The 18,018-nt window shown below is 59.7% G+C and carries 18 protein-coding genes, 2 tRNA genes and 2 pseudogenes; 10 read left to right on the top strand and 12 right to left on the bottom strand.

All coding sequences use genetic code 11. The annotated features are described in order from the left end of the window. The first annotated feature begins 23 nt into the window (after window positions 1-23). Window positions 24-2,921: a M16 family metallopeptidase gene (locus tag AC6JBC_RS06710; protein ID WP_498023513.1), complete on the top strand. Its 2,898-nt coding sequence runs from the start codon at window positions 24-26 to the stop codon at window positions 2,919-2,921. Window positions 2,922-3,012: 91 nt separating this feature from the next. Next, window positions 3,013-3,489, top strand: a pseudogene (locus tag AC6JBC_RS06715) (methylated-DNA--[protein]-cysteine S-methyltransferase); the annotation flags it as partial. A gap of 21 nt (window positions 3,490-3,510) precedes the next feature. Here AC6JBC_RS06715 and AC6JBC_RS06720 read toward each other — a convergent pair. The 4 genes from AC6JBC_RS06720 to dapB all read right to left on the bottom strand — a co-directional run bounded on the left by AC6JBC_RS06720 (window position 3,511) and on the right by dapB (window position 5,582). Next, window positions 3,511-3,587, bottom strand: a tRNA-Arg gene (locus AC6JBC_RS06720). A gap of 73 nt (window positions 3,588-3,660) precedes the next feature. Further along, on the bottom strand, window positions 3,661-4,047 hold the full coding sequence (locus AC6JBC_RS06725; RefSeq protein ID WP_498023515.1) for a hypothetical protein: 387 nt from the start codon (window positions 4,045-4,047) through the stop codon (window positions 3,661-3,663). Window positions 4,048-4,150: 103 nt separating this feature from the next. Next, on the bottom strand, window positions 4,151-4,810 hold the full coding sequence (gene nth, locus AC6JBC_RS06730; RefSeq protein ID WP_498023517.1) for an endonuclease III: 660 nt from the start codon (window positions 4,808-4,810) through the stop codon (window positions 4,151-4,153). Between the two features lie 7 nt (window positions 4,811-4,817). After that, complete coding sequence (gene dapB / locus AC6JBC_RS06735) at window positions 4,818-5,582, bottom strand: 4-hydroxy-tetrahydrodipicolinate reductase (RefSeq protein ID WP_498023519.1); 765 nt, start codon at window positions 5,580-5,582, stop codon at window positions 4,818-4,820. A gap of 104 nt (window positions 5,583-5,686) precedes the next feature. On the opposite strand from dapB, the gene AC6JBC_RS06740 reads away from it, so the two are divergent. Beyond that, entirely contained in the window at window positions 5,687-6,385 is a 699-nt protein-coding gene (locus tag AC6JBC_RS06740) for an NAD-dependent deacylase (protein WP_498023521.1), read from the top strand. 30 nt (window positions 6,386-6,415) lie between these two features. Here AC6JBC_RS06740 and AC6JBC_RS06745 read toward each other — a convergent pair whose 3' ends face one another. The 4 genes and pseudogenes from AC6JBC_RS06745 to AC6JBC_RS06760 form a co-directional block, all read right to left on the bottom strand. After that, window positions 6,416-6,625 carry a hypothetical protein gene (locus AC6JBC_RS06745; protein ID WP_498026081.1) on the bottom strand — a complete coding sequence of 70 codons (210 nt, stop codon included), beginning with the start codon at window positions 6,623-6,625 and terminating at the stop codon, window positions 6,416-6,418. 72 nt (window positions 6,626-6,697) lie between these two features. After that, window positions 6,698-6,751, bottom strand: a pseudogene (locus AC6JBC_RS06750) (hypothetical protein); the annotation flags it as partial. Then, the gene (locus AC6JBC_RS06755) at window positions 6,735-7,334 is read right to left on the bottom strand and encodes a sigma-70 family RNA polymerase sigma factor (RefSeq protein WP_498023523.1); all 600 of its coding nucleotides are present in this window, start codon (window positions 7,332-7,334) and stop codon (window positions 6,735-6,737) included. The pseudogene AC6JBC_RS06750 and the gene AC6JBC_RS06755, both read right to left, overlap by 17 nt. A 140-nt stretch (window positions 7,335-7,474) precedes the next feature. Continuing rightward, a complete protein-coding gene (locus AC6JBC_RS06760) occupies window positions 7,475-7,666 on the bottom strand; it encodes a hypothetical protein (protein ID WP_498023525.1) in 192 nt (63 codons plus the stop codon). 117 nt (window positions 7,667-7,783) lie between these two features. On the opposite strand from AC6JBC_RS06760, the gene AC6JBC_RS06765 reads away from it, so the two are divergent. From AC6JBC_RS06765 to clpX, 5 genes are all read left to right on the top strand, one after another. Continuing rightward, window positions 7,784-7,868: transfer RNA gene (locus tag AC6JBC_RS06765), tRNA-Leu, on the top strand. A 67-nt stretch (window positions 7,869-7,935) separates the two neighbouring features. After that, window positions 7,936-9,537, top strand: coding sequence for a trigger factor (gene tig, locus AC6JBC_RS06770; protein WP_498023527.1), 1,602 nt, complete (start codon window positions 7,936-7,938; stop codon window positions 9,535-9,537). A 172-nt stretch (window positions 9,538-9,709) separates the two neighbouring features. After that, entirely contained in the window at window positions 9,710-10,687 is a 978-nt protein-coding gene (locus tag AC6JBC_RS06775; protein ID WP_498023529.1) for a glycosyltransferase family 2 protein, read from the top strand. A gap of 89 nt (window positions 10,688-10,776) precedes the next feature. Then, a complete protein-coding gene (gene clpP, locus AC6JBC_RS06780) occupies window positions 10,777-11,412 on the top strand; it encodes an ATP-dependent Clp endopeptidase proteolytic subunit ClpP (protein ID WP_449473060.1) in 636 nt (211 codons plus the stop codon). Between the two features lie 132 nt (window positions 11,413-11,544). After that, on the top strand, window positions 11,545-12,813 hold the full coding sequence (clpX, locus tag AC6JBC_RS06785) for an ATP-dependent Clp protease ATP-binding subunit ClpX (protein WP_066523548.1): 1,269 nt from the start codon (window positions 11,545-11,547) through the stop codon (window positions 12,811-12,813). A gap of 192 nt (window positions 12,814-13,005) precedes the next feature. Here the strand turns inward: clpX and AC6JBC_RS06790 are convergent, their stop codons facing one another. From AC6JBC_RS06790 to AC6JBC_RS06805, 4 genes are all read right to left on the bottom strand, one after another. After that, window positions 13,006-13,860 carry a trypsin-like peptidase domain-containing protein gene (locus AC6JBC_RS06790; RefSeq protein WP_498023532.1) on the bottom strand — a complete coding sequence of 285 codons (855 nt, stop codon included), beginning with the start codon at window positions 13,858-13,860 and terminating at the stop codon, window positions 13,006-13,008. A 206-nt stretch (window positions 13,861-14,066) separates the two neighbouring features. Beyond that, window positions 14,067-14,765: a monofunctional biosynthetic peptidoglycan transglycosylase gene (gene mtgA / locus AC6JBC_RS06795; protein WP_498023534.1), complete on the bottom strand. Its 699-nt coding sequence runs from the start codon at window positions 14,763-14,765 to the stop codon at window positions 14,067-14,069. A gap of 139 nt (window positions 14,766-14,904) precedes the next feature. Continuing rightward, on the bottom strand, window positions 14,905-15,816 hold the full coding sequence (gene rpoH / locus AC6JBC_RS06800) for an RNA polymerase sigma factor RpoH (RefSeq protein WP_196225951.1): 912 nt from the start codon (window positions 15,814-15,816) through the stop codon (window positions 14,905-14,907). Window positions 15,817-15,893: 77 nt separating this feature from the next. Next, a complete protein-coding gene (locus AC6JBC_RS06805) occupies window positions 15,894-16,844 on the bottom strand; it encodes an RluA family pseudouridine synthase (RefSeq protein WP_498023536.1) in 951 nt (316 codons plus the stop codon). A gap of 17 nt (window positions 16,845-16,861) precedes the next feature. Between AC6JBC_RS06805 and AC6JBC_RS06810 the strand changes: the two genes are divergently transcribed. Together AC6JBC_RS06810 and AC6JBC_RS06815 are read left to right on the top strand one after the other, a co-directional pair. Further along, entirely contained in the window at window positions 16,862-17,263 is a 402-nt protein-coding gene (locus tag AC6JBC_RS06810; protein WP_498023538.1) for a M67 family metallopeptidase, read from the top strand. Between the two features lie 91 nt (window positions 17,264-17,354). Next, the gene (locus AC6JBC_RS06815; RefSeq protein WP_196225954.1) at window positions 17,355-17,999 is read left to right on the top strand and encodes a histidine phosphotransferase family protein; all 645 of its coding nucleotides are present in this window, start codon (window positions 17,355-17,357) and stop codon (window positions 17,997-17,999) included. Window positions 18,000-18,018 lie beyond the last annotated feature (19 nt).

The raw sequence follows: 18,018 nt of genomic DNA on the forward strand, positions 1-18,018 counted from the left end.
TTTTGGCTCTAGGCTACGGCGCCATGAGCTTTTCCCTCCGGCGTCCCGCCGTTTCGCTGTCCGTCATTGCGTTACTGCTTTCGGGCATTCCTGCTTCCCTGTCAGCCAGAACTGGCCCGGTCCCGGCAAAGTCGGCGTCGGCCACCAATGATACGCAGGCGCAGGTCAGGCCTTGGCTCTATGATAATAGCGACGTGCCTATCGATCCGGCATGGCACTTCGGCACCTTGCCCAATGGCCTGCGTTATGCCGTTCGCCGCAATGGCGTTCCGCCGGGGCAGGTCTCCGTCCGCCTGCGTATGGATGTCGGTGCCCTGATGGAGCAGCCCGATGAACAGGGCTACGCGCACTTCATGGAGCATCTGACCTTTCGCGGATCGCGCCATGTACCTGATGGCGAATCCAAACGAATATGGCAGCGGCTCGGCGTAACTTTCGGCAGCGACAGCAATGCGCAGACGACGCCCACCGGCACCACCTATGCGCTCGACCTTCCTCAGGCGACACCGACCAGCTTTGGCGAGAGCATGAAAATTCTCGCGGGCATGATGGTCGATCCCAATATCGTGGACAGTGCCGTTGAAGCGGAGCGGGCGGTCGTGCTGGCCGAACGGCGAGAAGGGGATGGGCCGCAGATGCGCATCTCCGACGCAAGCCGCCGCCACTTCTTTGCTGGCCAGCTTCTGGCCGAGCGCAGCCCCATTGGCACGGTCGCCAGTCTGAATGCGGCTACTGCCGCGCGGATGGAAGCCTTTCATCGCCGCTGGTATCGCCCAGAAAATGCAGTGATCTCGATAGCGGGCGACATCGATCCCGCTGTAGCCGAGCAGATCATCAAGGATAATTTCGCGTCATGGTCGGTCCCGGGGCAGGGGGCTGCGCTCCCGGATTTCGGTGAGCCGGATGCCAAGGCACCGGCGACCAGCGTCACGGTCGAGCCGGGCGCGCCAACGGGCCTGACCATGGCCTGGCTCCGCCCATGGAAGCCGCATGCCGACACCATCGTCTATAATCAGGACAAGCTGACGGACATGCTGGCGCTGCAAATCATCAGCCGCCGTCTCGAACAAGCGGCCCGCAGCGGAGGCAGCTTCATTCAGGCGAGCGTCGATCAGCAGGATGTCAGCCGATCGGCCGACGGGACCTTCGTCACCTTGGTCCCGACCGGTGAGAATTGGGAGAAGGCGCTGGGTGACGTTCGCGCGATTATCGAGGATGCGAAGGCGACCGCCCCGAGCCAACTCGAAATTGACCGGGAATATGCCCAGATCGACACGGCGCTCGCCATTCAGGTCGAGAATGCCGACACGGAAGCGGGCGCCAAGCAGGCAAGCGATCTGGTGAGCGCCGTCGATATCCGCGAAACCACCGTCAGCCCTCAGGCTGCGCTGGAGATATTCCGATCCGGCAAACCGGCGATGACGCCGCAGAAGATACTGGACTCCACGCGCAGGTTATTTTCTGCCGGTGTGTTCCGAGCTCTCCTGATTACGGGCAAGCCGGTGCCGGGGATCGACGCCCGCCTGTCTGCTGCTCTTGCCGCGCCCGTGAAGGCTGCCACCAACGCCCGGCTGGCGGACAAGGCGATCACGATGGCGGACCTTCCCAAGCTCGGTCCTCCAGGGAAAGTGGTGTCGCGCACACAGGTCGGGTTGCCCGGCATGGAGAGCGTAACCTTTGCCAACGGCGTGAAACTCACCCTATTCGCCAATAATGCTGAAACGGAAAAGGTACGGATCAACGTCCGCTTCGGTCACGGACAGCTGGCATTTTCGCCTACGAAGGCAGCGCCCGGCTGGGCCGCCAATTATGCCTTGGTGGCCAGTGGCATCGGCAAGCTGGGTCAGCGTGAACTGGATGACCTGACGAACGGCCGCCGTATGGGAATGGATTTCTCAATCGACGATGATGCCTTCGAAATGCAGGCCGTCACTCGCCCGGCTGATTACCGGGATCAGTTGCAGCTCTTCGCGACCAAATTGGCCGCGCCTGGCTGGGACCCCGCGCCGATCGCCCGAGTGAAGACAGGCACCGCCGTTGCCTATGACGCGATGGCGCGCGCGCCGGATTCGGTGTTGGCGCGCGATCTCAACTGGCTGCTGCATGACAAGGACGTCCGGTTTCGTACCCCTTCGCGAAACGAGATCGAGGCGCTGACCCCGCAGGCGTTTCGGTCCACCTGGGAGCCGCTGCTGGCCTCTGGACCCATTGAAGTGCAGATCTTTGGGCAGGTGAAGCCCGAAGAGGCTATAGAGGCGGTGGCCGCCACCTTCGGCGCGATGCCCGCAAGAGTCGACGTCCCGGTTCCGCCCGCTAACAAGCTGATGCGCTTCCCCGCCCATGTCGCGACGCCGGTCATTCTGCGGCACAAGGGCGACAAGGAGCAAGCCGCGGCGGTCATGGCCTGGCCAACGTCCGGGGGTTTCGGGCTCATGAAGGAAGCGCGTCAACTCGAAATCCTGACGCAGATATACAATGATCGTCTGTTCGACCGCCTCCGATCGACGGAAGGGGCCGCCTATTCGCCCAGCGTGCAGAATAATTGGCCGTTTTCCTACGAAAGCGGTGGCTATATTCTAGTCACCAGCCAGGTGCGTCCTGAGCGCATCAATTATTTTTACGGCGTCGTTAAGGATACAGCGGCTGACCTCGCCAAAAATCCGGTCAGCGAGGATGAGCTTCAGCGCGCTGTCGCGCCCATGCGCCAGCTGCTGATGCGGGCCAGCACTGGCAATGCCTTCTGGATGAACCAGATGGAAGGCGCGACCCAGAACCCGCAATATGTGCAGGCCATGCAGACCATGGCTCAGGACATGCTGTCGGTGACGCCAGCCCAGCTTCAGGTGCTGGCCGCCAAATATCTGGTTCCGGGGAAGAGCTGGTCAGCTGTGGTGCTGCCGGAGGGGGTGGAGGCTCGCTGACGGCGCGCGGTCTTTTGAAGGCAAGCGGCAGGACGCCAATGTGAAGAGGGCGAGCTATTCTTCAGTCTTTCCGAAGTTGGAAGGATAAGTTGTGACATTCGCCTTTGATATATTCCAGTCTCCGGTGGGCGATCTCACCATGGTTGCCAGCGATATCGGCCTGGCTGCCCTGTTATGGGAAGATGATGATCCCTTGCGCGTACGGGCCAGACCTGGGACGAAGGCCCCGGATCACCCACTGCTCCAGGAAACGTCGAAGCAATTGCGCGCCTATTTTTCAGGCAATCTCACCCGCTTCGACCTTCCGCTCGATTTTCAGGGGACGGATTTTCAGAAGCAGGTCTGGGCGGCCCTGCTTCGCATTCCGTTCGGGCAGGTGCGCAGCTATGGTCAGTTGGCGGCGGATATCGGCCGTCCCTCAGCCTCCCGCGCGGTCGGTGCCGCTAACGGCCGCAATCCGCTCTCCATCATTGCGCCCTGCCACAGGGTGATCGGATCGGCGGGCGCGCTGACCGGCTTTGCTGGCGGGCTGGAGGCCAAGCGCTATCTGCTGGATCATGAGCAGGCTGTGCTGCGAACCGGAGGAGAATGGCGCACCCAAGAGGATTCGAACCTCTGGCCTCTGCCTTCGGAGGGCAGCGCTCTATCCAGCTGAGCTATGGGTGCGTGTCGCTTGGTGCGAAGCGCCGCTTAGCAAAGCGCAACTGCCGACGCCAGCACCAAAATCGCGACGCGCCGACTATTTGATCTTCTTCATGGGCTGGAACTTGCCGAGCCCGCAACTGGCACCGCGCATCAGATCAGGCGAATTGTACAGGACCGTGATGATATCCACGGAGCAGAGCTGCGACAGGCTCGTCTTATACATGAAACGCTTTTCGAAACCTAGGCTTGGGCAGCTGTTCGGAAGTGTGTTCCGGTACACCTTATTGCCGTTCAGAATGAAATCGATCGTCTGATCGTCGCGCACATCGGTCTGGCGGATCGAATTTATCTGGACGCAATCAACGGGCTTGCCGACTGCAACCAGATTGTCGGGCCGCGTCTTGGCCGTTGCCGGGGCAACCAGGGACATGAGCGCCACGGCGACACCCAGACGAAGCGCCGGGGAAACAGGGACGAACATGATTGTCTCTCCTTATTGTCGTCACGGGTAACACGTCATCGAAGGACGCGTTCCGTCTCTCCCCTAGCACAGCTTGGCTGAACCCCATGATAATGGCGCGCGCTCAGGTGATCGGCGTGGCTCCTTTGGGAGCAGGGGTCTTCGGCTTGTAGCGGCACAGGTCGGCGACGATGCAGCGCCAGCATTCCGGCCGCCGCGCCTTGCACACATAACGGCCATGAAGGATGAGCCAGTGGTGCGCATCTCGGCGAAACGGGCCGGGCACGCGCTTCTCCAGCTTTTGTTCGACCGCTAGCGGTGTCTTGCCGGGCGCGAGGCCAGTGCGGTTGCCCACGCGGAAAATATGGGTATCGACCGCGAAAGTCTCATGCCCGAAGGCAGTATTCATCACCACATTCGCCGTTTTCCTGCCCACCCCCGGCAGCGTCGTGAGTATGTCACGATCCTGCGGGACTTCGCCGCCAAAATCGCGCACCAATATTTCGGACAGGGCGATGACGTTCTTCGCCTTGGCATTGAAAAGGCCGATCGTCTTGATGTGCTGCTTCAAGCCCTCTTCGCCAAGCTCCACCATCTCGGCGGGCGTTTCCACCTGCATGAAAAGCGCGCGCGTGGCCTTGTTGACGCCGATGTCTGTTGCCTGAGCGGACAGCACGACCGCGACCAGAAGCTGATAGTCGTTGCCATATTCCAGTTCCGTTCGCGGCGCTGGATTGGCTTCCGCCAGACGGCTGAAGAAGTCGAAGATCTGCGCCTTGTTCATCGTAGGATCAAAGGCCGAGCACTGCCTTCATGTCATAGCGCCCGGCAGGCTGGCCGATCAGCCAGGCCGCACCCTTTACGGCGCCGCGTGCGAATATGACGCGGCTTTCGGCGCGATGGCCGAGTTCAATGCGCTCGCCATCGGTGGCGAAGATGACCTGATGATCGCCCGCAACCGACCCGCCTCGCAATGCCGCGAACCCGATCGCACCCTGCGCCCGCGCTCCGGTAATGCCATCGCGGCCCCTTTCGCTGTTGCTGGAAAGCTCGATGGCTCGGCCACGTGCTGCCGCGTCACCCAACAGAATCGCGGTGCCCGATGGCGCATCAACCTTGTGTCGATGATGCATCTCGACGATTTCGATATCCCAATCGTCTCCAAGGCGGGCGGCAGCCTGCTCGACCAATGCGGATAACAGGTTTACGCCCAGAGAGGTGTTGCCCGTCTGGAGCACGGGGATCATCCGGGCGGCCTCATCGATCAGATTGTGATGCACCTGCTCCAGCCCGGTGGTGCCGATGAGGACCGGCTTCCTGGCCGCAACGCATGCATCAAGATGGGAGGAAAGAGCAGCCGGAACCGAAAAATCGATCAGTACGTCACTCCGTTCTGCGAGCGCCAGCGGATCGGATGTGATCGCGAGTCCCGGCAGAAGCTCTTCACTGCCCTCGCGATCGGTGCCGCCACTGATGGTCAGTCCTGCTTCGATCGCGACCTGGGCGATCGTGCGTCCCATGCGGCCCGCTGCTCCAAAAAGTCCGATCTTCGTCATGATGTCGCTTGTCCCCGGAAATCCGCCCGTCCGATGCCAGAATGACCCCGCCTTGTCATCTGGAAGCTGTAGCTTTTGGATTGAGCAGCAGACATGATGATAAGATGGACGACATCTTCAACATCGTCATTCTGACTGGCGCGGGAATCTCTGCCGAAAGTGGGCTTGCAACATTTCGAGGGCCTGATGGCTTGTGGGAAGGTCATCATGTCGAGGACGTCTGCACGCCAGAGGCGCTTGAGCGCAACGCGGCACTTGTGCATCGCTTCTATGATGAACGGCGCGCGAAGCTGCATGAAGTTGAGCCCCATGCGGCGCATCAGGCTTTGGCAGCCTTGGACGCGCAATGGCCAGGCGAGTTGCTCATCGTCACGCAGAATGTCGATGATCTTCACGAGAGGGCAGGTGCTCGTCGCCTGATACACATGCACGGTGAACTTCGATCGGCCCTCTGCGCCGCTTGTGGCAAGGCTGTGCCTTGGTCTGATCCCTTGCCACCGGGCGCGCAGTGCGAAGCGTGCCGCAGTGCCAGCCTGCGTCCGGACATCGTGTTCTTCGGTGAAATGCCGTACCAGATGGAGGTGATCGACGCAGCGCTCCGCCGGGCCGACCTATTCGTGTCGATCGGCACCTCCGGCGCTGTCTATCCGGCCGCGGGTTTTGTCCAGACGGCGCGGCATGCAGGCGCCCGGACGTTGGAGTTGAATCTGGAACCCTCGGCGGGCAGCTTCTATTTCGAGGAAACTCGCATCGGTCTGGCCAGCGATCTCGTGCCTGATCTGGTACGGGAATTACTGGTCTAGATTGCGCCAGTGATGCCTTGGCGTCACTCGTCAGGCGGAGCGAACGCGGAGCTCTTCGATTCGCGTTTCCTGATGATCGGCCTCATCAACCGTGCGGATCGAGAAGATGGCGGCGATGATAAACAGGATTACGGCAACTCCAACCGCGATCATGATATTGCGCGACAAGCGGCGTTGCTGCTCGCTGGCGATGAACGCGATAGTCGGCAAATCGTTGTCAGCCGATGCGCTCTTCAGCACTTCAGCGGATTCCCATACCGCCTCCGCCCTTGCGTAAGCTATTGCGTGCCGCGGGTCCGCTTCGATCCACGCGGAAAGTTCCGCCGCATCCTGAACAGCCGGGTCGGCGTTAAGCTTGACCAGCAGACGCGCGGCTTTCGCCTCGATTTCTTCCCTGCTGCTTGACCCTCGCCCCAACGCTTGCACGTTCGAAATCCGTTTCCTGACGTTCCGACCATGCCCGCATAACTATCGCGATGGCTTTGGCCAGATGTTTTTCAACCGTAGAAACGGACAAAGACATTTCTGCCGCTATTTCGATCATCGATCTTTCATGGATACGGCGCAGGACAAATACCTTCCGGCATTGCGGCGGAAGCGTTTCGACGATCGCTTCGATCAGTCGCAGGGCTTCGCGAGCATGAAGTTGAGCTTCGACACTGTTTTCGGCTTGCAGCAGTTCCAGATCAGCGATCGTTTCGAAGCTGACCACCTTGTTGCGGCGGGCATTGTCGATGATCAGATTGCGGGCGATCGTGAACAGATAGGCGCGGCCTGTCGTCACATTGTTCCAATTTTCGGTGGCATAGGCACGGGCCATGACCTCGGCGACCATGTCGTCAAGTTCCAGGAAGGAAGGCAAAATCCTCCGAAGCCGACCCCGAAGCGCGGGCTCCTGTGGTAATATAACTGCCTTGAACCAGTCTAATTTGGCGCGAACCCGATGCACGATGACCCCCTTGATGTCAGCCGCGCCTCTCCCGCTTTTCTTCTGTCTGTCGCGGTTCAATCATGCTTGCAGGGGCCTGTCCAGCACAGGAGAGGGAGAAAATTTCTCGCTACTGCAAGAATATGACGCCGCTGATACACTCAATCCGGCGGCAACTCCGGGATGGACCGATCCGGCTGGTCAAAATCAGGCCGCGTCGGAACGAATTCGGGTGGCTCGCCCGCAGGAGTTTCATCAGGGGTAGAGGGGGGAGGCGACTCCGGGGGTGACTGCGGCTGAATCGTGTCGGGCGGGGGTATGCCGATCGGTTCCGGATCAGGCTGAGTGGCCATGTTTTTCTCCTTATCGAAACGTTACGCCTGAGGCCCTGCGTGAGTTCCGGGCAAGTTATCCACAATTGCTTGCCTCCCCGGATGCTTTTCTCTATGCCGCGCCGACCGGCGGCCGATGCGGGCGTGGCGAAACTGGTAGACGCGCCAGATTTAGGTTCTGGTATCGCAAGATGTGGGGGTTCGAGTCCCTTCGCCCGCACCAGTGCGCCCGGCTTGTATCATGTCAGGCGCCACCTGAATTCAGCTGAAGAAAGCGTTTGAGAGAAGAGATGCAGACTGTCGAGACGTTGAACGAGGGCCTGAAGCGCGCCTACACCGTGACCATCACGTCGAAGGACATCGACGCCCGCGTGGAAAAGGAAGTGGCGGCGATCGCACCGCAGGTTCGTATGCCCGGCTTCCGCCCCGGCAAGGTGCCTGCCAACCTCGTCAAGAAAATGCATGGTGAATCGCTGCAGCGCGACGCCCTTAACAATTCGATCCAGGAAGGCATTCAAAAGCTGATCGCGGACAACAAGCTGCGTCCGGCGATGCAGCCTTCCGTGGAGCTGGACGAAGGCTTTGAATTCGGCAAGGACGCCGAGGTTAAGGTCGCGCTGGAAGTGCTTCCTGAAATCGCCGCGCCTAGCATCGAAGGTCTGAAGCTGGAGCGTCTGACCATCGAAGTCGCTGATTCGCAGGTTGATGAAGCCGCTGGCCGCATCGCGACCCAGCAGGGCGCGCTGGAAGAGCATGCCGCTTCGCACAAGGCGAAGGACGGCGACACGCTGACCATCGATTTCGTCGGCAAGATCGACGGCGAACCCTTCGAAGGTGGTTCGGCCGAAGATGTGAAGCTCAAGATCGGCTCTGGCCAGTTCATCCCCGGCTTCGAAGAACAGCTGACCGGCGTCAAGAAGGGCGACGAGAAGACCATCACCGTCCCCTTCCCGGAGGATTATGGCGCGGCCCATCTCGCCGGCAAGGAAGCCACTTTCGACATCACGGTCAAGGCGATCCTGAACGCTGACAAGCCGAAGCTGGACGATGATTTCGCCAAGTCGCTGGGTCTGGAAGGTCTCGACAAGCTCAAGGAACTGCTGAAGGGCCAGATCGAGCAGGAACATAATGGCCTCACCCGCACCCACATGAAGCGCAAGCTGCTCGATCAGCTTGCCGCTGCCCATGATTTCGATGTGCCGCCGAGCATGGTGGAAGCCGAGTTCGAACAGATTTGGGCGCAGCTTCAGCACGAAGCCAGCCATGAGGCGGACCCGGAAGCTGCTCTCAAGGAAATGGAAGCCGAGAAGGAAGACTATCGCGCGATCGCTGTTCGCCGGGTGCGCCTTGGTCTGCTTCTGTCCGAAATCGGTCAGGCAAATGGCGTGGCGGTTTCCGATCAGGAAATGAACCGCCTGATCATGCAGGCCGCTCAGCAGTACGGGCCGCAGGATCGTGAGCGGTTCGTCCAATATGTCCGCCAGGACCCGATGGCAGCCGCCCAGCTTCGCGCGCCGCTTTATGAAGACAAGGTCGTAGACTTCCTGTTCGGTAAGGCCGAAGTCACGGATCGCGCCGTCAGCCGCGAAGAACTGGAAGCAGCGATCGAGGCCGAAGATGGCGACCTGAAGCCGCACGTCCATGGTCCGGGTTGTGGCCATGATCATCATGATCATGACGAAAAGCCCAAGGCGAAGAAGGCTGCTCCCAAGAAGAAGGCTGCGGACGCTGACGAAGCCGCGCCTGCGGCCGAGGAAGCTCCGGCGAAAAAGGCTCCGGCCAAGAAGGCTGCCGCCAAGAAGGACGAGGCCGTGGCTGAAGAAGCTGCCGCTGAGGAAAAGCCCAAGGCCAAGAAGGCTCCGGCCAAGAAGGCTGCTGCCAAGGCTGAATAAGGATAGGGGTTGCCCGGCTGAGCGCTGATGTGCGCCGGGCCACTGCCAAAACACGAAAAGCGTCCGTCTCCAGATGGAAGACGGGCGCTTTTCATTTAGTACTCGGCATGGCAGACGAAATGTTAATCCCGGCACGTCATGCCGCGATAAGTTCGGGTGAGGTTTGGGGCAGATGAAGGAATTTCCGGCAGTGGCAAGCGGGCAGGGGGCGGCAGGTCCGCGCATTGCCGTAATCCTGCCCTGCTATAATGAAGCGGGCGCGATCGTGAAGACGGTGCAGGATTTCCGCCGCGCACTGCCCGCCGCCGACATCTACGTCTTCGATAATAACAGCAGCGACGGCAGCGCTGAACTCGCCGCCGGAGCGGGCGCGATCGTTCGCCGGGTGACGCAGCAGGGCAAGGGCCATGTCGTGCGCCGCATGTTCGCCGATGTGGATGCTGACATCTACGTCATGGCCGACGGTGATGCGACCTATGATGCCGCCGCCGCGCCCAGTCTCGTGGCCGCCATGTTGGAAGATAATCTCGACATGGTCGTCGGCGCGCGTAAGAGCGAGGTGGAAGAAGCCTATCGCCGTGGCCATCGCTTCGGAAATTGGGCGCTCACCAGCCTGCTTAAGAAACTTTTCGGTCGCAGCTTCACCGATATTTTGTCGGGCTATCGCGTCTTTTCCCGCCGCTTCGTCAAGAGCTTCCCTGTCCTGTCCGCAGGTTTCGAAATCGAAACGGAAATCAGCGTTCATGCGCTGGAACTGGCGATGCCCGTTTCCGAAGTCATGACTGTCTATGGCGCTCGGCCGGAAGGTTCGGTCAGCAAACTATCGACCTATCGCGACGGCTGGCGCATCTTGCGAACGATTTTCACGCTCTACCGGATCGAAAAGCCGATCCTCTTCTTCGGCATCATTGCCGCGCTGCTGGCGGCAATCGGGGTCATTCTGGCCACGCCGTTGATCCTCACCTATCTCAATACCGGGCTTGTGCCACGCTTTCCGACCGCGATCCTCGTGACTGGGCTCATGATCCTCGCCACGCTATCAGGCATGTGCGGGCTGATCCTCGACACCGTGGTGCGCGGACGCCGGGAAGTGCGGCGCCTTGCCTATCTGGCATTCCGCGCCCCGTCCGATTTCGAACCGCGCCGCTGAACTCGCGACCGGCGATCACAGGACCCCTTGAACCTGCCCGCTTTTGTGCCGATGTAGAGAGCGGGCAAAAATCACCCTGAAAGAGCAAAATGACCAATATCATGTCTGATCCCATGGCCGCGCTTGTTCCTATCGTCATCGAACAATCCAATCGCGGCGAACGCAGTTTTGACATTTTCTCCCGCCTGCTGCGTGAACGGATCATCTTCGTGACCGGTCAGGTTGAGGATCATATGGCCTCGCTCATCGTCGCTCAGCTCCTGTTCCTCGAGTCGGAAAATCCGAAGAAGGACATCTGGATGTACATCAATTCCCCCGGCGGCGTGGTGACGGCGGGCATGGCGATCCATGACACGATGAAATATATCCGCCCCCAGGTCGGCACCGTCTGCATTGGTCAGGCAGCATCGATGGGCAGCTTCTTGCTGGCAGCAGGTGAGCCGGGCAAGCGCATCGCGCTTTCTAATGCCCGGATCATGGTGCATCAGCCGTCCGGCGGCGCCCAGGGTATGGCTTCGGACATCGAAATCCAGGCGAAGGAAATCCTCCGGATTCGCCGCCGTCTCAATGACCTGTATGTGCAATACACCGGCAAGTCGCTGGACGAGGTCGAACGCGCGATGGACCGCGATACATTCCTTGAGGCGGACGAGGCCAAGGCGTTCGGGCTGGTGGACGAGGTATTTGATCGCCGTCCGGCCGCACCCGAAACGACTGACAGCTAACATGGATCTTAATCGCGCGCGCCGTTTTCTCCCCTTGTGAAATCGGCGTGACGCGGTCTAGGATGATCCTAGGACCAGAATATCCCTCGCCGTCGCGGCTTTTCGCTTGGGGCAGGGAGGAAAGATTGGCGAATGACTAAGCTTACAGGCTCCGATTCCAAAAGCACGCTTTACTGCTCCTTCTGCGGCAAGTCGCAGCATGAGGTGCGTAAGCTGATCGCGGGGCCGACCGTCTTCATCTGCGACGAGTGCGTGGAACTGTGCAACGACATCATCCGCGAGGAGACTAAGGGCGGTCTCGTCGGCAAGAAGGATGGCGGTGTGCCGACCCCGCAGGAAATCTGCGATGTGCTGGACGATTATGTGATCGGCCAGAACCGGGCGAAGCGTGTCCTGTCGGTCGCCGTCCACAACCATTACAAGCGCCTGAACCATGGCACGAAGCCGGGTGAGGTAGAACTCGCCAAGTCGAATATCCTGCTCGTTGGCCCCACCGGCTGCGGCAAGACGTTGCTCGCCCAGACGCTGGCCAAGACGTTCGACGTGCCCTTCACCATGGCCGACGCCACGACCCTGACTGAGGCGGGCTATGTCGGTGAGGATGTTGAAAACATCATCCTCAAGCTGCTCCAGGCGTCCGACTATAATGTCGAAAAGGCGCAGCGCGGCATCGTCTACATCGACGAAATCGACAAGATCAGCCGCAAGGCGGAAAATCCGTCCATCACCCGCGACGTTTCGGGCGAGGGCGTGCAGCAGGCGCTGCTGAAGCTGATGGAAGGCACGACCGCTTCGGTTCCTCCGCAGGGCGGCCGCAAGCATCCGCAGCAGGAGTTCCTTCAGGTCGACACGACCAACATCCTGTTCATCTGCGGCGGCGCCTTTGCTGGGCTCGAGCGGATCATTGGCGATCGTCTGGAAGCCAAGTCGATCGGCTTCGGTGCCCATGTCGCGGCCCCCGAAGAGCGCAAGACCGGCGAACTGCTGCGTCAGTCGGAGCCCGAAGATCTGCTGAAATTCGGCCTTATCCCCGAGTTCGTCGGCCGTCTGCCGGTGATCGCGACACTGGAAGATCTCGACGTGACCGCATTGGTCAAGATTCTGGTCGAACCGAAGAACGCGCTGGTGAAGCAATATGGCAAATTGTTCGACATGGAAAATGTCGAACTGAGCTTCACCGACGACGCCCTTACGGCGATCGCCAAGAAGGCGATCGAACGGAAGACCGGCGCGCGCGGTTTGCGGTCGATCCTGGAATCGATCCTGCTCGACACGATGTTCGATCTGCCGTCAATGGAAGGCGTGGGCGAAGTCGTCGTCGACAAGGATGTAGTGGCTGGAACCAAGGAACCGATCCGGGTCTTCAGCGAAAAGGACAAGCGCGCCGAAGACGCCGCCTGATCGCGGGGTTCTCTTAAGCATTCAAAAGCCTCGCTGGATTATTCCAGCGGGGCTTTTTTGGCGCGTTGGGAAACAGGGCGCCCTCTAGTCGTTTCGGTTATTCGCTGAATGGGCTATCGACTACGACCAGAATCTGACGTCGCTAGAATGAGCATTAGAGCTATTGGATGAACAGGGGCTCTGTTTCGCCTATCATGATTGCTCCCAATGCCATTTGCCCTTCACGCCTCCTGCAATTATCTCATCGATTACCTGCGCCTTCCAAACGATCCCAAGTTGAACGCCTAACGGATCTTCACCGATCCTACCTGAATATATGCCAAGAAAACCTGTGGCCTCGCCGATTATAGAATCGTCTCCAAACGTACCTGAGGGATTTGTTAAGCCCCTCCGGACGTGAAGCACTGGCGAACCAGACATCCCCTTCCGTGTAGCAGTATCGAGCAACAGCTTCGGTAATCCTTCTAGATCGATGTCGGGTTCGGTTGCTATCGATGCCCTCTTCCAGATCGGAAAGTGACCGCCAGACATGTTGAAGGGAAAGCCCAGAACGAATGCATCATCGCCTGCCGAGACATCAAAGCGATCCCAACGATGAAGATTTATCGGTGTAGTCGCGAACCCGTCGATCGAGAGTACTCGCAATGCCTCATCGTCCGGTACGGCACACAGCTGAAGCGCAGCTACATCGACCAATTCACGGTGTATGGGATGCACCAGCCAATTGGGTCCATCGTCAGAAGAAAGTGGCAGGCTCCATCCTCGTCGATACCACCTTCGCGCGCCTTGAGGATCGAGCGCCCAAACCCCAAGATTGAAGTCGATGTTTGTCGGCGTGAACGCCCTATCCGAAAGGGCACAATTCGCCGTGTAGTTCCAGCCTGTGAGATTGTGTACATTCGTTATTAGATACCAAACTCCAACGCTCTCCCAGATAAAGCCAGTGCCGTGAGCTTCAGCTGTTCGCGCGCCGCCCTCATCAGCACGAAACATGGTGATCGGTATCGACTGGTATGACTCATCGCGCGAAATTCGAACCCGCTTCATTCAACTCCACACCCCAACGTTCCATTTGATCAGCACGCCAAAATGCGAGGCAGCTACCATCGGATTTCTGGCGCGGCTTGAATCAATTAGCCGCCACACATTACATAATGCGAGCCCAAGCTGGAAGTTAGGAGGATGCGCGACAGGCATGACACCCTGACGTTTCTATGCGAACGCTTGCTTTCCACCCAAGCACGACGCTTCAGTCACCGAACGCAGCTATCCAAACCATCCCGTTGCACCACGCCAATCCGGCTTGTGATGCTGTTGCCATATCGCCGGGTAAAGCCACGCGGCGCAATCGCGCCCCTTTTCTTGGGCAGTGGCAGTACGGCAGCAAGACGCGCCGCTTCCGCGCGCGACAGCTTGCCCGCCCCATGGTGGAAATAGCGGATGGCACCGGTCTGCACGCCATAAGTCCCAATCCCCGTCTCCGCGACGTTCAGATACACCTCCATGATCCGCCGCTTTCCCCAAATCGCCTCGATCAAGACAGTAAACCAGGCTTCAAACCCCTTGCGGATAAAGCCGCCACCCTGGAACAGGAACACGTTCTTCGCGGTCTGCTGGCTGATAGTTGATCCGCCGCGAATCCTGCCGCCACTGGCATTGTGTCGCAGCGCTTGCGCGATCGCGACCGCGTCGAAACCATGATGACTGCAAAAGCGGCTGTCTTCGCCTGCGATGGCCGCGCGTGCCATGTCCGGATCAATATCGTCCAGACCCACCCAATCTTTGGTGATGCCATTCGGATCGGCCAGCATCGTCAACGTCACGGGGGGCGGTACGAATCGATAGAGCAGCACCAACAGCAATGAGAGAGCGACAAAGCCGCCCAATATCCGGATGACGAAGCCGGCCCAACGGAAGCGGCGGCGAGACGAAGCGGCGATGGTGGCACTCATTTGCCCGTTCGTAACGCGGTTCGTCCAGCATTCAAGGTGGCATGCACCGCCAAGCCAATCCGCCATAAATCGGTCGCTGCTAACGGTCGCAAAAAAAGCCCCGGATCACTCCGGGGCTTTTATCTCATTGTAATGAGCGTCAGGCCAGCGCCAGTCGCATCTTGCCCAGCCTGTCGCCAGCAATCCGCATCATGGCCTTTTGCAGCTTCTCAAAGGCACGCACCTCGATCTGGCGGACACGCTCGCGCGAGACGCCATAAACCTGGCTCAGTTCCTCCAGCGTCTTGGGCTCTTCGGCCAGACGCCGTTCGGCAAGGATATGCTTTTCACGATCGTTCAGATCATCCATCGCCTCGACCAGCATATCGTGGCGCAGCGTCTTTTCCTGCTCATCCGCGACCAGCTCGTCTTGCAACGGGTCGGTGTCGGCGAGCCAATCTTGCCATTGCCCTTCGCCGTCCTCGCGCATTGGCACGTTGAGCGATGTGTCGCCGCCCATCGCCATGCGACGGTTCATGGAGACCACGTCTTCCTCGGTCACGCCCAGGTCGGTAGCGATCTTCTTGACGTCGTCGGGATGCAGGTCGCCATCCTCGAACGCTTCGATATTGTTCTTCATCCGGCGAAGGTTGAAGAACAGCTTCTTTTGCGCTGCGGTGGTGCCCATCTTTACGAGCGACCAACTGCGAAGAATGAATTCCTGGATTGACGCGCGAATCCACCACATGGCGTAAGTAGCCAGGCGGAAACCGCGTTCCGGCTCAAATTTCTTCACGCCCTGCATCAGGCCGATATTGCCTTCGCTGATCAGTTCGCTGACCGGCAGGCCATAGCCGCGGTAACCCATGGCGATCTTCGCCACCAGACGCAGGTGGGACGTCACGAGTTGCGCCGCCGCCTCCGGATCCTGATGTTCCGCGTAACGCTTGGCGAGCATATATTCCTGCTCAGGCGTCAGCAGCGGAAACTTGCGGATTTCCGACAGATAGCGGTTGAGGCTGGCTTCACCGCCCAGCGCTGGAACCGCGGGGACATTGCTTTTTGCAGCCATGTCGCTTCACCTTTCCCTTTCGTGCGCGGCGGGACCCAGAAGAGGCGTCCGATGCGCCGTCGCAAACTTGTCAAAACCTATACGTGGAGCTCGCTTAACAGTTCCTGCATGTCGGCAGGCAGTGCACTGTCAAAGCTGAGTTTTTGCCCCGTCACCGGATGTATGAACCCCAGCTGTTTCGCGTGCAATGCCTGCCTTCTGAAACGCATCGTTTCCAGTATCGTTTTGAAACCTTTTCTCTCTCTACTGTAAACCGGATCGCCGATCAAGGGGTGACCCAGATGCGCCATGTGAACGCGCACCTGATGGGTTCGTCCAGTTTCCAGCCTGCATTCCACCAATGCGGCGCCGGTCAGGCGTTCGATCGTGCGATAATGGGTGACAGCATGCTTGCCACGTCCTTCGCGATGAACCGCCATTTTCTTGCGATCCGAATCCGATCTTCCAATCCATGTGTCGATCGTTCCGGCCGCAGGTTGGGGATGCCCGTAGACGATCGCCGCATATAGCCGGTCGATGCTGTGCGCCTTGAATTGCTGTGCCAGCCCTTCATGCGCCCGGTCGGACTTCGCGACGACCAGCAGCCCGGACGTATCCTTGTCGATCCGATGAACGATACCCGGACGAGCGACGCCGCCGATGCCGGATAATTGCCCGCGACAATGATGCAGCAGGGCATTCACCAACGTCCCGTCCAGATTGCCAGCCGCCGGATGGACCACCAGACCCGCTGGCTTGTCGACGACGATCAGGTCGGCATCCTCATGCACGATGGTCAGCGGAATATCCTGGGCGATCGCCTCGGCATCAGTGGGCGCTGGAATGCTGATCGTAAAAGTCTGACCATCGGCCACCTTCACCGACGGGCTCAGCGTTCGTCCCGCGAGAGTTATTTGACCATCGACGATCAGGCTCTTCAATCGTTCGCGTGAAAGTTCCGGAACCAGTTCGGCAAGCGCCTTGTCCAGGCGAAGGCCATGCTGCGCTTCGCCTATCGTCGTCTCGATGATAGAATCCCCCGAACCCATTGGCTAAGCATGTAAGAATGATGGTCCGCATTTCAAGATTGCTGCTGGAACAGATCATGTCCCACGCGGCGAGCAGCGCTGACGAAGTCTGCGGGTTGTTGCTGGGGCATTCCGGCTGCATCGCGGAAGCGCGTCCGGCAGCAAATGTCGCGACTGATCCGGCTAGGCATTTCGAACTCGATCCCGTGGTTCTCCTCGCTGCTCACAAGGCCGCCAGGGCTGGTGGACCAACCGTGATGGGTCATTACCACTCGCACCCCAGTGGTCGCCCTGAACCATCCGCCACGGATGCGGCCTGCGCGGCCCCCGACGGCAGCCTGTGGCTTATCATAGGTCGTGGGGAAGCACGGCTTTGGATCGCAAGCATGGGGCGGTCGGAAAAGGTGACGTTTTCCGAAGCAATGCTCGACATCATGTGAGGCAAAGGCGGCAGGCCGGGGTTGCATCATCTGGCCCGGCAGCGCATTAGCCTGTCATTCCTTTCAGTTATTCCCGGCGGCAGAACCCTTCATGACCAACCCGACCGACAGCATCGAATTTGCCAGCTTGCTTTGTTCGCGCCTGTGCCATGATCTGTTGAGCCCGGTCGGCGCCCTGAACAACGGTCTGGAGCTGATGGCGGATGAAACCGACCCGGAAATGCGCCAGCGCTGCCTCGATCTTCTGGCCGACAGCGCGAAAACTTCGGCCAACAAGCTGAAATTCTTCCGGCTTGCCTTCGGATCGGCGGGCGGTTTCGGCGACGCTGTGCCCACGCATGAAGCCCGGGTGGCGATTGAGGGCATGTTCGCGGCGGGCCGGGTCAAGGTTGGCTGGCTTGTCGATGACGACATGCTGGACAAGCTGCCGGTCAAGGTGTTGCTGAACCTCGCCCTAATCGCGGGCGACGCGCTGGTGCGCGGTGGCCAACTGGACATCGGCGCTGAAAAGCGGCCTGGCGTTACTGAAATCGTGGTCCGTGCCGAAGGCCCCAAGCTGGTGCTGGACCCCGATCTTCGCGCCGCTCTGGCAGGAACGCTCCCGGAAGACAGTCTTGCGTCCCGCACAGCGGCCGCGTGGATGATCCGCAGCCTGGTGACGAGCGCGGGAGGGGAGGTCGCGTTATCCCCTGCCGGAGAGCCCGTGCTACTCTTCGGCGCGTCTATCCCTGGGTGAGTGTCCTGATGGGGCGCTT

This window comes from Sphingobium sp. RC1 (genome assembly GCF_059738765.1).